This is a genomic window from Nisaea sediminum (assembly GCF_014904705.1).
Taxonomy (GTDB): Bacteria; Pseudomonadota; Alphaproteobacteria; order Thalassobaculales; family Thalassobaculaceae; genus Nisaea; species Nisaea sediminum.
Window position 1 is genome coordinate 520,107 of the sequence record NZ_JACZCQ010000001.1, and the last position, 13,544, is coordinate 533,650.

At 63.7% G+C, this 13,544-nt stretch carries 15 protein-coding genes; 13 read left to right on the top strand and 2 right to left on the bottom strand.

What is annotated here, in order from left to right; all coding sequences use genetic code 11:
- The first annotated feature begins 18 nt into the window (after positions 1–18).
- On the top strand, positions 19–489 hold the full coding sequence (gene smpB, locus IG122_RS02440) for an SsrA-binding protein SmpB (protein ID WP_193180085.1): 471 nt from the start codon (positions 19–21) through the stop codon (positions 487–489).
- 9 nt (positions 490–498) lie between these two features.
- On the opposite strand, the gene IG122_RS02445 is transcribed toward smpB, so the two are convergent.
- Together IG122_RS02445 and IG122_RS02450 are read right to left on the bottom strand one after the other, a co-directional pair.
- A complete protein-coding gene (locus tag IG122_RS02445; RefSeq protein WP_193180087.1) occupies positions 499–1,149 on the bottom strand; it encodes a uracil-DNA glycosylase in 651 nt (216 codons plus the stop codon).
- Positions 1,150–1,168: 19 nt separating this feature from the next.
- Positions 1,169–1,810: a LabA-like NYN domain-containing protein gene (locus IG122_RS02450; protein WP_193180089.1), complete on the bottom strand. Its 642-nt coding sequence runs from the start codon at positions 1,808–1,810 to the stop codon at positions 1,169–1,171.
- A gap of 202 nt (positions 1,811–2,012) precedes the next feature.
- Here IG122_RS02450 and folK point away from each other — a divergent pair, with 202 nt between their 5' ends.
- From folK to parC, 12 genes are all read left to right on the top strand, one after another.
- On the top strand, positions 2,013–2,513 hold the full coding sequence (folK, locus tag IG122_RS02455) for a 2-amino-4-hydroxy-6-hydroxymethyldihydropteridine diphosphokinase (RefSeq protein ID WP_193180090.1): 501 nt from the start codon (positions 2,013–2,015) through the stop codon (positions 2,511–2,513).
- A gap of 98 nt (positions 2,514–2,611) precedes the next feature.
- Positions 2,612–3,007: a DNA-directed RNA polymerase subunit omega gene (rpoZ, locus tag IG122_RS24380; RefSeq protein WP_193180091.1), complete on the top strand. Its 396-nt coding sequence runs from the start codon at positions 2,612–2,614 to the stop codon at positions 3,005–3,007.
- A gap of 108 nt (positions 3,008–3,115) precedes the next feature.
- A complete protein-coding gene (locus IG122_RS02465; RefSeq protein ID WP_193180092.1) occupies positions 3,116–5,263 on the top strand; it encodes a RelA/SpoT family protein in 2,148 nt (715 codons plus the stop codon).
- A 150-nt stretch (positions 5,264–5,413) separates the two neighbouring features.
- A complete protein-coding gene (locus tag IG122_RS02470; RefSeq protein ID WP_193180093.1) occupies positions 5,414–5,965 on the top strand; it encodes a DUF2062 domain-containing protein in 552 nt (183 codons plus the stop codon).
- A complete protein-coding gene (locus IG122_RS02475) occupies positions 5,962–6,717 on the top strand; it encodes a pyridoxine 5'-phosphate synthase (RefSeq protein ID WP_193180094.1) in 756 nt (251 codons plus the stop codon). Before IG122_RS02470 ends, IG122_RS02475 begins: the two co-directional genes overlap by 4 nt.
- A 7-nt stretch (positions 6,718–6,724) precedes the next feature.
- Positions 6,725–7,147, top strand: coding sequence for a holo-ACP synthase (acpS, locus tag IG122_RS02480; protein WP_193180095.1), 423 nt, complete (start codon positions 6,725–6,727; stop codon positions 7,145–7,147).
- Positions 7,148–7,281: 134 nt separating this feature from the next.
- A complete protein-coding gene (lepB, locus tag IG122_RS02485) occupies positions 7,282–7,998 on the top strand; it encodes a signal peptidase I (RefSeq protein ID WP_193180096.1) in 717 nt (238 codons plus the stop codon).
- Positions 7,999–8,005: 7 nt separating this feature from the next.
- Positions 8,006–8,680 (top strand): ribonuclease III, encoded by a 675-nt coding sequence (gene rnc, locus IG122_RS02490; RefSeq protein WP_193180098.1) that lies wholly within the window; start codon positions 8,006–8,008, stop codon positions 8,678–8,680.
- The gene (gene era / locus IG122_RS02495) at positions 8,673–9,575 is read left to right on the top strand and encodes a GTPase Era (protein WP_193180100.1); all 903 of its coding nucleotides are present in this window, start codon (positions 8,673–8,675) and stop codon (positions 9,573–9,575) included. Before rnc ends, era begins: the two co-directional genes overlap by 8 nt.
- Before the next feature lie 78 nt (positions 9,576–9,653).
- Positions 9,654–10,487 carry an ion transporter gene (locus IG122_RS02500; protein ID WP_319024795.1) on the top strand — a complete coding sequence of 278 codons (834 nt, stop codon included), beginning with the start codon at positions 9,654–9,656 and terminating at the stop codon, positions 10,485–10,487.
- Positions 10,474–11,223 (top strand): DNA repair protein RecO, encoded by a 750-nt coding sequence (gene recO, locus IG122_RS02505; protein WP_193180103.1) that lies wholly within the window; start codon positions 10,474–10,476, stop codon positions 11,221–11,223. The genes IG122_RS02500 and recO overlap by 14 nt, the downstream gene beginning before the upstream one ends.
- A gap of 102 nt (positions 11,224–11,325) precedes the next feature.
- Positions 11,326–13,536, top strand: a complete 2,211-nt coding sequence (gene parC, locus IG122_RS02510; RefSeq protein WP_193180105.1) for a DNA topoisomerase IV subunit A — start codon at positions 11,326–11,328, stop codon at positions 13,534–13,536.
- Positions 13,537–13,544 lie beyond the last annotated feature (8 nt).

Genomic DNA, 13,544 nt, shown 5'->3' on the forward strand with positions numbered 1-13,544 from the left:
GGTTGAAGGAAATCTCCCATGTCGGGACAGACATCCGGCGATCACGTGATCGCCAAGAACCGCCGTGCGCGGCACGACTACTTTATCGAGGACACCATCGAAGCCGGTCTGGTGCTGACCGGCTCCGAGGTGAAAAGCCTGCGTGACGGCAAGGCGAGCATCGGCGAGTCCTATGCGGGACAGGACCGGGGCGAGCTGACGCTGTTCAATGCGCATATTCCCGAATACCCCGCGGCCGAGCCGTTCAATCACGAACCGCGCCGGCCGCGGCGCCTCCTGGTGCACAGGAAGGAGCGGGACCGGCTGCTCGGCCTGATCCAGCGCGAGGGCGCGACTCTCGTGCCGCTGCAGCTCTATTTCAACCGCCGAGGCATCGCCAAGCTCGCGCTCGGCATCGCCAAGGGCAAGAAGAAGCTCGACAAACGCGAGACCGAGAAGAAACGGGACTGGCAGCGCGAGAAGGCGCGGCTGATTCGCGATAAGAACTGAGGCGGCGCTTCAGCCGCGGTCGACGATGCCGCGGATCGTTCGGAACACATCCTCAAACATCTCTTCGGTGAGCTTGCCCGTGTTCGTGTTGTAGCGCGAGCAATGGTAGGAATTGACCAGCGTCAGACCGCCGCCGGGTTCGTGCACGCTGTTGTGGCCGAACTTGAAGCGGTTCTTCGGAATACCCAGCGCGGAAAGCACCGCGCCGTGGGCGAGGCCGCCGAGCGCGAGCACGACGCGGCGCGGACCGCCGAGTTCCATCTGCAGAAACGGCGCGCAGGCCTTCACCTCGGCGCCGATCGGCTTGTTCTCCGGCGGCACGCAGCGCACCGCGTTGGTGATGCGGCAATCGACGAGTGCGAGATCGTCCAGGCCCTCGCGGTCGTAGCTGCCGCTGGTGAAACCGAAACGGCCGAGCGTCTGGTAGAGCAGGTCGCCTGCATAGTCGCCCGTGAAGGGCCGCGCGGTCCTGTTGGCGCCGCGCAGACCCGGGGCGAGACCGACGATTAGGAAGGCCGCGTCCTTCGGGCCGAAAGAGACGACCGGGCCGTTATGCCAGTCGGGAAACTTTTCCCGGTTGGCTATGCGGAAATCGACGAGACGCGGGCAGAGCGGGCAGTCGCGTCCCGGCTCGGCAAGAGAGGCAGTCGCTGAGGGCATGGAATCGGAACGCGTCCGCTCAATAGTTCGGGCGCCGCGGCGTCACTTCCGCCTCGTCGAGGTCCTCGTAATCGTCGTCCTCGTCGGCATCGTCCTCGAACCGCGCCTGCTGCGGACGCGGCGGACGGTCCTGGTGGCTGCGGGCGATCTTTGCCTGGAAGTCCTGCAGCTCGAGGAAGTGGTCCGCCTGACGGCGGAGTTCGTCGGCGATCATCGGCGGCTGCGATTTCACCGTAGAGACGACCGTAACACGGACGCCTTTGCGCTGAACTGCCTCGACGAGTCGGCGAAAATCGCCGTCGCCCGAGAACAGCACCACGTGATCGAGATGTTCGGACATTTCGAGGACATCGATCGCCAGTTCGATATCCATGTTGCCCTTGATCTTCCGGCGGCCCGATGCGTCTGTATATTCCTTGGTCGGCTTGGTGACCATGGTGTAGCCGTTATAGTCCAGCCAGTCGACCAGCGGCCGGATCGGCGAGTATTCCTCGTTCTCGATCAGGGCGGTGTAATAGAAAGCCCTGACCAGCCGGCTTTCATCGGCAAAGACGGAGAGCAGTTTGCGGTAATCGATGTCAAAGCCCAGCGACCGGGCCGCTGAATACAGATTGGCGCCATCGATAAACAGACCGGTTCTCTCCTGAGGGTAAAAATGCATAAAGGTTTTCCTTTGTTTTTATCTGCTCTTCCGCGCAATAGAGCAATGGCTGCGGCTGTCCGCAAGTAACGTCAGGTTGTGATTGTGCCGCGCCAAATTTCAGAAAAATTGCCGTTCTTTTCTGCCGGACAACTGGCTATACCAAAGTTTCCCCGCTGGCTCAATTTCATTGCTTCCGACCAGAGACGGTAGAACCTTGCCCATGATATTTTTAGGTGTCGGGGCCAACCTTCCGAGCCCGAGCTTTTCCTCTCCGCGCGAGACCCTGGAGGCGGCGGTGCGCGACCTCGGCAGAGCCGGCGTCGTCGCGCGTGCGGTGTCCCGCTGGTACGAGACCGCGCCGGTGCCGATGTCCGACCAACCCTGGTATGTGAACGCGGTCTACCGGGTCGAGACCGACCTGGATCCGGTTCGGCTTCTCGAGGTGCTGCACCGGGTCGAGTCGGACTATGGACGCGTGCGCGGAGAGGTGAACGGACCGCGTGTGATCGATCTCGATCTGCTGGACTATCGCGGGCTGTGCCGAGACGGAGCCGAAGGCGGTCCGGTGCTGCCGCACCCGAGGCTCCATGAACGGGCCTTCGTGCTGCTGCCGCTGTGCGATCTGGCACCGGGCTGGAAGCATCCTCGGTCCGGAGCGTCAATCGATAGTCTGATCGCTGAGCTGGATCCGGAACAGGCGGCGCACGTGCTCGGTTCCTGAAAGAAGGGCGCGTTTCCTGACCTAAATCGCTTGCTCCGGCTCTCTCGAACCAATATATATCTTCCTTTCCGGTATCTTTTGAAACGGGACGCAAACCCATGGCACGGGTCACGGTTGAAGACTGCATTTTGGAAATTCCGAACCGGTTCGATCTGGTGATGGTCGCTGGCCAGCGCGCGCGGGACATCTCCGCGGGCAGCCAGCTGACGGTCGATCGGGATAACGACAAGAACCCGGTCGTGGCGCTGCGCGAGATCGCGGACCGCACGGTCGATATCGAGGGGCTTCAGGAAGCGCTCGTGAAGGGGCTGCAGCGGATTGTCGAGGATGACGGTCCGGAAGAAGAGGACATGAGCGCGCTCGAAGCCGATGGCGGGGCCGCCATCGAGGACGCTGCGGACGCGCTGGGCATGCAGATCCAGTCCGCACAGGATGAAAGCGCCGGCGGCGGATTCGAGGACGTTGATGACGAGGTCCTCGGACGCGAGGGGTAAGCCTCTCCGGCTTCCCGTTTTTTGCTCTCTCCACCGCAATGGAGCCGGAGCCGCTCTGTGCGGGTCTGACACCGTGAGCGCGCTCCCGCATAGTCCCGAGGGGCGCGCATGATCCGCCAATACGAGCTGGTCGAACGGGTCAAGAGCTACGATCCAGGCATGGACGAGGATGCGCTGAACCGCGCCTATGTCTATGCCATGAAGATGCACGGCTCGCAGAAGCGGGCGTCGGGCGATCCCTATTTCTCCCATCCGCTCGAGGTCGCCGGAATCCTCACCGACATGCGCCTCGATACCAGCACCATCATCACGGCGCTGCTCCACGACACTATCGAAGACACCGACGCCACGCCCGAGGATATCAAGCAGCTCTTCGGCGCCGATATCCTGCGGCTGGTCGACGGCGTCACCAAGCTGACCCGGATCGAGCTCCAGTCCGACCGGACCAAGCAGGCGGAGAATTTCCGCAAGCTTGTCCTCGCCATGAGCGAGGATATCCGTGTCCTCCTGGTGAAGCTGGCCGACCGCGTGCACAACATGCGGACGCTGCACTTCATTTCCTCCGAGGAAAAGCGCCGCCGCATCGCCGCCGAGACGATGGATATCTACGCTCCGCTCGCCGAGCGCATCGGTATCCAGTCCATGCGGGACGAGCTCGAGGATCTGGCCTTCGCGGAACTGAATCCGGATGCGCGGACCTCGATCCTGAAGCGCCTCGACTTTCTCTATGACGAGGGCAGCGACACGGTCGACCGGATCATCGGCGAACTGCTGGAGACGTCGAAAGGCGTCGGCCTGGAGCCGGATATCTCGGGGCGCCGCAAATCGCCCTATTCGGTCTGGCTGAAGATGCAGCGCAAGGATGTCGGCTTCGAACAGCTCTCCGATATCATGGCGTTCCGCCTCGTCGTCGAAAACTTGGGCGAATGCTATCAGCTTCTCGGCGCCGTTCACGGCAAGTACCCGGTCATTCCGGGCCGTTTCAAGGATTACATCAGCACACCGAAGCCGAACGGCTACCAGTCGCTCCATACCGGCATTATCGGCCCGCTGAAAAAGCGGATCGAGATCCAGATCCGGACCCGCGAGATGCATCAGGTCGCCGAACTCGGTGTCGCCGCGCACTGGGTCTACAAGGAAGGCCCGGAACATAGCCGCGAAGGCAAGAAGTACCGCTGGATACGCGAGCTTCTCGAAATTCTCGAGCATGCCTCGGGACCGGAGGAATTCCTCGAGCACACCAAGCTCGAGATGTATCAGGACCAGGTCTTCTGCTTCACGCCGAAAGGCGACCTGATCTCGTTGCCGCGCGGCGCGACCCCGGTGGATTTCGCCTACGCGGTGCATTCCGAGGTCGGCGACCGCTGTGTCGGCGCCCGGATCAACGACCGGCTGATGCCGCTGACCACGCCGCTGAAGAACGGCGACCAGGTCGCGGTCTCTACCTCCAAGACCTCGACCCCGTCGCCGACCTGGGAGCAATTCGTCGTCACCGGCAAGGCGAAGGCGCGGATCCGGCGTTTCGTCCGGCTGCAGCGGCGCCAGCAATTCGCCGATCTCGGCCGCGCCATCATGCAGAAGGTGTTCCGCCAGGAGGCGCAGAAATACTCTGACAAGCTGCTGGAACCGATCCTCTCCAAGTTCCAGTCCGAGACCGTCGAGGATCTTCTGGCCGGCGTCGGCGAAGGTGTGCTGAGCGACCGCGAAGTGCTGCATGCCGCCGTTCCGGAGACCCGTCCGGCGCCCGGCAAGCAGAATGTCGTGCCGATCACCCGGGCGCGCACCAAGACGCGCAAGGGGTCCGCGGACGCGGTGCCGCTCCGCGGTCTTATTCCTGGCATGGCGGTGCATTACGCGCGCTGCTGCCATCCGCTGCCGGGCGAGCGCATCGTCGGGATCGTGACCACGGGCAAGGGCGTGACGATCCACACGATCGATTGCGACACGCTGGAGAATTTCCATGCGACGCCGGAGCGCTGGCTCGACGTTTCCTGGGATCTCGAGTCGGAAAACGGTATGCATGTCGGCAGGCTCGACGTGGTTCTGGCGAACGAGCCGGGCAGCCTCGGCAGTCTCTCGACCGTCATCGGCAAGAGCCGCGGCAATATCATCAACCTGAAGATCGTCAATCGTTCGACCGACTTTTTCGAGCTGTTCATCGATGTTGAGGTGGGCGATGTTCGTCATCTGACGGAAATCATCGCGGCTCTGCGCGCAACTCCCGTGATCAATTCTGTGGATCGCGCGCGAGGCTGACCCAAATATAAGAGGGCGCCGACGCTCCGGTGGCAGGAGCTTTGAAACGGCGTCCATTGACTTCGCAGTGGGAAAGGTTCGGCGTCCATGTTCAAGCGCCGGCAAATGCCGGGTATTGGATCGAAGGTCAGGGAGTTGGTCTGGCCGCGGATGGGGTTTGCGCGTCTCTGGCGCTATCTGCTCCATCGGCTCGGCCGCATGCCCGGGACGCCCTACAGCATTGCCGCCGGTTTCGCCTGCGGGGCGGCGGCTTCCTTCACTCCTCTGATCGGTTTCCATTTCATTCTGGCGGGCCTTTTCGCCTGGGCGATCCGCGCCAACATCCTCGCCTCGGCGATCGGAACCGTGATCGGCAATCCCTGGACCTTTCCTTTCATCTGGCTCTGGATCTACAAGGTCGGGGGCTGGATCATGGGCGCGCCGGAAGACGGACCGCCGCCGCAATTGACCTTCGATATGGTCGTGGGAATCATTTCAGGAGAAACTCTGGGGCAGAGCCTTGATCTGCTTCTGACCATGATGGTCGGCGGCCTTCTGACCGGAGCAGGCGTCTGGGTTCTCTTCTACCTGCCCTTGTCGGGGATGATCCACGGCTACCGGGCGCGAAAGATCCAGCGGCGTGCGGACGTCGTGGCCAGAAAATCCGCGCGGGACCGTCTGCTCGAGGGACAGGTCTCCGAACAGGGAGCGGGAAATCGATGAGTTATCTCAGGCTCGGTGTGAATATCGATCACGTGGCGACGATCCGGAACGCCCGGGGCGGTCAGCATCCGGACCCTGTCCGCGCAGCGCGCCTCGCGGCGGAAGCAGGCGCGGACGGCATCACCGCGCATCTGAGGGAAGACCGCCGGCATATTTCCGACGGCGATATCGAGCGCCTGACCCGGGAAATCGACCTGCCGCTCAATTTCGAGATGGCGGCGACCGACGAGATGCTGGAGATCGCTCTGAAACACCGGCCGCATGCGGCCTGCATCGTGCCGGAAAAGCGCGAGGAGGTGACGACCGAGGGCGGCCTGGACGCGGCCGGTCTGCACAATCATCTCACCCGTTTCTGCTCCGAGCTGAAAGGGGCGGGGATCCGGGTCTCGCTTTTCATCGAGGCGGACAAGCGGCAGATCGACGCCGCGGTTTCGCTCGGCGCGCCCGTGGTCGAACTGCATACGGGCGCCTATTGCGAGGCCACGACCGACGCGGAGCGGGCGGCGCATCTGGAACGGATCCGCGAGGCGGCGCGCTATGGCGCCGGACGCGGCATCGAGATGCATGCGGGACACGGCCTTTCCTTCGACACCGTCGGCCCGATCGCGGAGATGCCCGAGTTCCACGAACTGAATATCGGACACTTCCTTATCGGAGAAGCGATCTTCGGAGGATTGGACAGCTCGATCCGACGCATGCGCGCGCTGATGGACAAGGCTCGCGCCGGCGCCTCCGGCAGGGTCGGCGCCTGAGTTCGGCATGATCCTCGGCATTGGCAGCGATCTCGTCGATATCACCCGCATCGAGCGGTCCATCGAGCGCTTCGGCGACCGCTTTCTTGCCCGGATCTTCACCGAGAGAGAGCGCGCGCGGGCAGATGCGAAGGCCAATCGCGCGGCGGTCTACGCCAAGCGTTTCGCGGCCAAGGAAGCGATCTGGAAAGCGCTCGGCGAGGAAGACCGGGCCGGAATCCAGTGGCGCGAGCTGGAAGTGGTCAATGATGCGTCCGGCAAGCCCTCCTTCGAACTCAGCGGCGTCGCTGCCGCCCGTCTGAGAGCGATCACGCCGGACGGCTATGTCGCGCGTGTCGACCTCAGCCTGACGGACGAGCCGCCGATGGCGCAGGCCTTCGTCGTCATTTCAGCCGAAGCTCCCGGTCTGCGGGACAAAGTCCGTGCCTAGGGCGTCCGGCTTGCCGTTGCCGGGCGAATGCGGCATACATGGCGCCTTGCCCGCCGCTGCCGCGGACGGCCGATGACGGACCCCCGCCATCGATCAGAGATCTGAAAGACCATCACCGCGCCCCCGGGAGTACCATGCGGGAATTTATCAAGACTCTCGTCTACGCCATTCTGATAGCGGTCGCCTTCAGGACCGTCGCGTACGAGCCCTTCAATATCCCCTCGGGCTCGATGTTCCCGACTCTCCTGGTCGGAGATTATCTGTTCGTCTCGAAGCCGTCCTATGGTTATAGCCGGCATTCGCTGCCGTTCTCGCCGCCTCTGTTCGATGGCCGCATTCTCGCCTCTGCGCCGGAGCGGGGCGACGTCGCCGTGTTCAAGAAGCCGACGGACGAGGCGACGGATTACATCAAGCGGGTGATCGGCCTGCCGGGTGACCGGATCCAGATGAAGCAGGGACGGCTCTACATCAACGGCGAGATCGTGCCCCGGCGACGCGTCGAGGATTACGTGATGACCGATCCCTACGGCCGCACGGTGTCGATCCCGCAATATATCGAAACGCTTCCGAATGGCGTCGAGCACCACATTCTCGAGCAGCTGGGCGACCGCGCGCAGCATGACAACACGCGAGAATTCGAAATCCCCGAAGGTCTCTATTTCATGATGGGCGACAACCGGGACAACTCCCTCGACAGCCGGGACGGCTCCGTCGGCATGGTGCCGTTCGAGAATTTCGTCGGCCGCGCCGAGTTCCTGTTCTTCTCCACCGACGGCAGTGCCCGGGGCTACGAGTTCTGGAAGTGGCCGTTCGCGACACGCTACAGCAGGTTGTTCCAGGCCATTGAGTGACCGCACGATGGAAGCCGACCTCGGAGAACTCGAAGACCTTCTCGGCCACAAATTCGGTCATACCGACGTGCTGCGACGTGCGGTCACGCATGCGAGCGCGGAACCCCGGGCCTGGAACGCTTACGAGCGGCTGGAATTCCTCGGAGACCGGGTGCTTGCGCTGGTGATGGCGGAGCATCTGCTCGACCGGTTCCCGCATGAGCGCGAGGGCGCGATCGCGAAACGCCATGTCGGTCTGGTGCGCCGCGAGGCGCTTTCCGAGGTCGCGCGGCAGATCGGGCTCGGCCGTTTTCTCATCGTCTCGCGCGGCGAGACGGAAGCCGGGGTCCGGGAGAGCGAGACAATTATCTCCGACGCCATGGAAGCGGTGATCGGCGCGCTCTATCTCGACGGAGGCCTGGAGGCGGCTCGGCGCTTCATCCTGCAATGCTGGAACCCGCTGGTCGAAGCCGAGCGGCGGCCGCCGCAGGACGCGAAGACGACCTTGCAGGAATGGGTCCAGGCCCGGAAAATACCTCTGCCGACCTACGACACCGTCGGTCGGGACGGACCGGCCCATGCCCCGGAATTTACCGTGCGCGTCTCCGTGGAAGGCTTCGGCTCGGAGACAGGGACCGGGAAATCGAAACGGATCGCCGAACAGGATGCGGCGGGCAAGATGATGGCAAAACTGGATGACTGAGCAAACCCGCGCGGGCTTCGTTGCCGTCGTCGGCGCTCCCAATGCCGGCAAGTCGACGCTGGTGAACCGGCTGGTCGGCTACAAGGTCTCGATCGTCACCCGCAAGGTACAGACCACCCGTACGCGTATTCGAGGCGTCTGCATGCATGGGGATACGCAGATCGTTTTTGTCGACACCCCCGGCATCTTCGAGCCGAAACACCGGCTCGACCGCGCAATGGTGCATGCCGCCTGGGAAGGGGCGGGGGATGCCGATCTGGTCGTTCTGATGGTCGATGCCTCGCGCAAGAAGCTCGATGCCGACACGCGGCGCATCATCGAAGGGCTGCAGAAGACCGGCCGGAAGGTCATCCTTGTGCTGAACAAGATCGACGCCACCCAGCGCGAGGCATTGCTGCCCTTCGCCGCGGAACTGGCAGAGACCGGCATTGCCGAGGAGACCTTCATGATCTCGGCGGAGACCGGCGACGGCTGCGGCGACCTGCTGGACTATCTGGCGGGACGGATGCCGGCCGGGCCCTATCTCTATCCGCCGGACGAGGTGACGGACCTGCCGCTGCGGCTGCTGGCGGCGGAGATCACGCGCGAGGAAGTCTTCAACCGGCTGCACCAAGAGCTGCCCTATTCGGCGACGGTCGAGACCGAGCAATGGGTCGAGAAGGAAGACGGCAGCGCGGTCGTCAACCAGGTGATCTTCGTCCAGCGCGAAGGCCAGAAGAAGATCATGCTCGGCAAGAACGGCTCGATGATCAAGGCGATCGGAGCGGCCGCACGGCGCCAGATGCAGGAGATCTTCGACAAGCGGATCCACCTCTTCGTCTTCGTCAAGGTGCGCGAGAACTGGATCGACGATCCGGAGCGCTACCGCGAATGGGGACTCGATCCGGACGCCTGAACCCGCGATTGATTTGCGCGTCCGTTTGTGCCCGACTGAAGGACGTAATGTTCGTCTCTCTGCATAAGGTACTTTGCCTTGGATAGCCTCCGGAGCCGGGTCTGGCGTGAACTCGACGTCGAGGCACAACCCGGGCAGCCAATCTCGCTCAGCAACAAACTGATCATGGTGGCCATCTTTATTTCGGTCGCCGCCGTCGTGCTTGAGAGCGAGCCGACGATCCGTGCGCTCGCGCCGGATCTCTTCGGCACACTTGAGTTCGCGTTCGGCTGCCTCTTCGTTGTGGAGTATGTGGCGCGGGTCTGGTGCAAGGCGGAGCGGCGCGAATTCGCGGGACCGCTCGGGCGTGTGAAATACATGCTGACCCCGGTCGCTTTGATCGACCTGTTGGCGATCCTGCCCTTTCTGCTTCAGCTGGCCGCCGTTCCGGTTGCCGGACCCTATTTCTACATCCTGCGTCTGCTCCGTGTGCTGCGGCTGCTCACTCTTGCGCGGGCAGGTCCGTTTACCTCTGCGGCCCGGGAGGTCTGGGAAAGCATCGCCGAACGGCGCCACGAACTGGTCTTCACCAGCATGATCGCCTTCGCGATGATGGTCGGAGCCGCAGCCTTGCTCTATGTGGCGGAACGCGAGATGCAGCCCGAGGCTTTCGGCAGTATCCCGAGGGCCATGTGGTGGGCGATCGCGACATTGACGACGGTCGGCTATGGCGACGTCTATCCCGTCACCACGATGGGAAAGATATTCGCCGGACTGATTTCCCTATCAGGGGTCGGCCTGGTGGCCATGCCGGCGGGTATCTTCGCCTCGGCGCTGTCCCATGCCTATCAGGAGCGCAAAGCACACAGACAGCACGAGGCCGTGACGCGTCACGCCGGCGAGAGCGAGAGGCACGGCAGTGGAATGGACTGATTCGGGCATCGTTCTCTCGGTCCGTCCGCATGGCGAATCCGGGGCGATCGCCGTTCTCATGACTGAGGAACACGGGCGTCACGCGGGACTGGTCCGCGGCGGAGCGTCCTCGAAGCAGAAAGGCGTGCTGCAGCCCGGGAACGCGGTGTGGGCGACCTGGCGTGCGCGGCTGGCGGAGCAACTCGGCAGTTTTACGCTCGAGCTCGGAGCAAGCCATGCCGCGGTTCATTTCGACGACCCGCTCAAGCTCGCCGGCCTGACCGCCGCCTGTGCCGTCGCCGATAGGGCTCTGCCGGAGCGTGAACCGCATCCGGCGATCCATGCCGGCCTGCTCGCGCTGATCGGGGCGATGGCGAACGAGGAACTCGGCGATCTCTGGATCGCTGTCTATGTGCGCTGGGAACTCGGCCTGCTCGCGGAACTGGGATACGGCCTCGATCTTTCCGCATGTGCTGCGACCGGCGGAAACGACGATCTTGCCTATGTCAGTCCCCGAACCGGGCGTGCCGTCTCGCTTTCCGCCGGCGAGCCCTATCGGGACCGGCTGCTGCCGATGCCGGACTTTCTGATCGGCCGCGGCGGCGGCGACATGGCCGATCTGCTGAAGGGACTCGATCTCACCGGGCATTTTCTCGAGAAGAACCTGTTCAATACCCAGGGCGAACAGAACCCGGCCGCGCGCACCCGCTTCCGGGAGCGGATCGAAGGCCGCGCAGTGCCCGATCCGGTGGTTTGAAAATCTCCATATCCCGTCTTTGGGGGATTCTCTTTCCTTGGAAGCGCCGACCCGCTCGAATACAATATCTCGCGTATCGTTAGATGAAGGTCCACAAGATCCATGCTGCCTGACATTCGGGACACCCCGCTCAGCGATGCCCTGAGCGAACGTTACCTCGCATACGCCCTCTCCACGATCATGGCCCGTTCGCTGCCCGATGTGCGCGACGGCCTGAAGCCCGTGCACCGGCGTCTGCTCTTCGCGATGCGTCAGCTGAGGCTCTCGCCCGACGAGGCCTTCAAGAAGTCGGCCCGCGTCGTCGGCGACGTCATGGGTAAGTTCCACCCGCACGGCGACGCGGCGATATATGACGCGATGGTGCGCCTGGCGCAGGATTTTGCGGTCCGCTATCCGCTGGTCGACGGGCAGGGCAATTTCGGCAATATCGACGGCGATAACGCGGCGGCCATGCGCTACACGGAAGCGCGCATGACGGCGGTCGCCGAGCTGCTGCTCCGCGGCATCGACGAGGATGCGGTCGACTTCCGCCAGACCTATGACGGCGAGGGTAGCGAGCCGGTTGTGCTGCCGGCGGCCTTCCCGAACCTGCTGGCCAACGGCGCCCAGGGCATCGCGGTCGGCATGGCGACCAACATCCCGCCGCACAATGTGGAGGAACTCTGCGACGCGCTGCTGCATCTGATCAAGCATCCGGAAGCGCGCATCGAGACCCTGGTCGACATGATCCCCGGCCCGGATTTCCCGACCGGTGGCATTCTCGTCGAGGACCGGGCGCAGGTCATCGAGGCCTACCGGACCGGCCGCGGCAGCTTCCGGCTGCGTGCCAAGTACGAGGTCGAGCCGCTGAAGAACGGCACCTGGCAGATCGTCATCACCGAGATCCCCTACCAGGTGCAGAAGTCCCGCCTGATCGAACGTATCGCGGAACTGCTGCAGGCCCGCAAGCTCACCATGCTGGGGGACATCCTCGACGAATCCGCAGCCGACGTGCGCATCGTGCTGGAGCCGAAGAGCCGCAACGTCGATCCCGAAGTGCTGATGGAGAGCCTCTACCGGCAGACCGATCTCGAGATCAAGTTCAGCCTGAACCTGAACGTGCTCGACGCCGACCAGACGCCGCGGGTCATGTCCCTGCCGGAGACGCTGAGGGCGTTCCTCGATCACCGGCACGAGGTGCTGGTGCGGCGCTCGAAGCACCGGCTGGGCAAGATCGAGGACCGTCTCGAGGTGCTTGGCGGTTACCTGATCGCCTTCCTCAATATCGACGAGGTGATCCGCATCATCCGAGAGGAGGATCATCCCAAGGAGGAGATGATCCGGCGCTTCGAGCTGACCGAGCGTCAGGCCGAGGCGATTCTCAATATGCGCCTGCGCAGTCTGCGCAAGCTGGAAGAGATCGAGATCCGCAAGGAATTCGAGGAGCTGACGGCGGAGAAGGCGGAGATCGAGACGCTGCTCGGCGACGAGGGACTTCGCTGGAAGGCGGTTTCCGGCGAGATTTCCGAGATTCGCCGGACCTTCGCCAAATCGACGGAACTCGGCCGCCGCCGGACCGAGGTCGGCGCGCCGCCGGCTGATGTGGTGATCCCGATGGAGGCCATGGTCGAGCGCGAGCCGATCACGGTCATCTGCTCCGACAAGGGCTGGGTCCGGGCGATGAAGGGCCATATCGCGGACGACAGCGACCTGAAGTTCAAGGAAGGCGACGAGGGCAAGTTCCTGGTCCGCGCCGAGACCACTGACAAGATCCTGATCTTCGCCAGCGACGGACGTTTCTTCACCATCGCCGCCGACAAGCTGCCGAAGGGCCGCGGTCATGGCGAACCGCTCCGGCTCATGATCGATCTCGGCAACGAGGAGGATATCGTCGCCATCCTGCCTCACCGCCAGGGACAGCGCCTGCTTCTCGCCTCCACGGATGGACGCGGCTTCATCGTCAACAGTGACGACGTGATCGCCCAGAAGAAGGCGGGCAAGCAGGTGCTCAGTCCGGGCAGCGGCGCGAAGGCGCAGGTCTGCCTGCCGGTCGCGGGCGATCTGATCGCCGTGGTGGGCACCAATCGCAAGCTGCTCGTGTTCGAGACCGCCGAGGTCCCGGAAATGGCGCGCGGCAAGGGCGTGATCCTGCAGCGCTATCGCGATGGCAAGCTCGGCGACATCACCTTCCTCAAGGCGGAGGAGGGGCTCTCCTGGTCCCTGCAGGGCGGCCGGACGCGGACAGAGACGGATCTCACCACCTGGCGCGGCAAACGGGCCGGCGCCGGCAAGATGCCGCCGACCGGATTCCCGCGTCCCGCGCGATTTACGTGAGCGCGGAG

Excerpts from the sequence above, each read along its gene's own strand:
- rnc (WP_193180098.1), top strand. The coding sequence starts at position 8,006 with ATGGAAGCCGACCTCGGAGAACTCGAAGACCTTCTCGGCCACAAATTC.
- IG122_RS02470 (WP_193180093.1), top strand. The coding sequence starts at position 5,414 with ATGGGGTTTGCGCGTCTCTGGCGCTATCTGCTCCATCGGCTCGGCCGC.
- IG122_RS02475 (WP_193180094.1), top strand. The coding sequence starts at position 5,962 with ATGAGTTATCTCAGGCTCGGTGTGAATATCGATCACGTGGCGACGATC.
- lepB (WP_193180096.1), top strand. The coding sequence starts at position 7,282 with ATGCGGGAATTTATCAAGACTCTCGTCTACGCCATTCTGATAGCGGTC.
- acpS (WP_193180095.1), top strand. The coding sequence starts at position 6,725 with ATGATCCTCGGCATTGGCAGCGATCTCGTCGATATCACCCGCATCGAG.
- folK (WP_193180090.1), top strand. The coding sequence starts at position 2,013 with ATGATATTTTTAGGTGTCGGGGCCAACCTTCCGAGCCCGAGCTTTTCC.
- IG122_RS02465 (WP_193180092.1), top strand. The coding sequence starts at position 3,116 with ATGATCCGCCAATACGAGCTGGTCGAACGGGTCAAGAGCTACGATCCA.
- rpoZ (WP_193180091.1), top strand. The coding sequence starts at position 2,612 with ATGGCACGGGTCACGGTTGAAGACTGCATTTTGGAAATTCCGAACCGG.
- era (WP_193180100.1), top strand. The coding sequence starts at position 8,673 with ATGACTGAGCAAACCCGCGCGGGCTTCGTTGCCGTCGTCGGCGCTCCC.
- IG122_RS02450 (WP_193180089.1), bottom strand. The coding sequence starts at position 1,810 with ATGCATTTTTACCCTCAGGAGAGAACCGGTCTGTTTATCGATGGCGCC.
- IG122_RS02445 (WP_193180087.1), bottom strand. The coding sequence starts at position 1,149 with ATGCCCTCAGCGACTGCCTCTCTTGCCGAGCCGGGACGCGACTGCCCG.
- smpB (WP_193180085.1), top strand. The coding sequence starts at position 19 with ATGTCGGGACAGACATCCGGCGATCACGTGATCGCCAAGAACCGCCGT.
- parC (WP_193180105.1), top strand. The coding sequence starts at position 11,326 with ATGCTGCCTGACATTCGGGACACCCCGCTCAGCGATGCCCTGAGCGAA.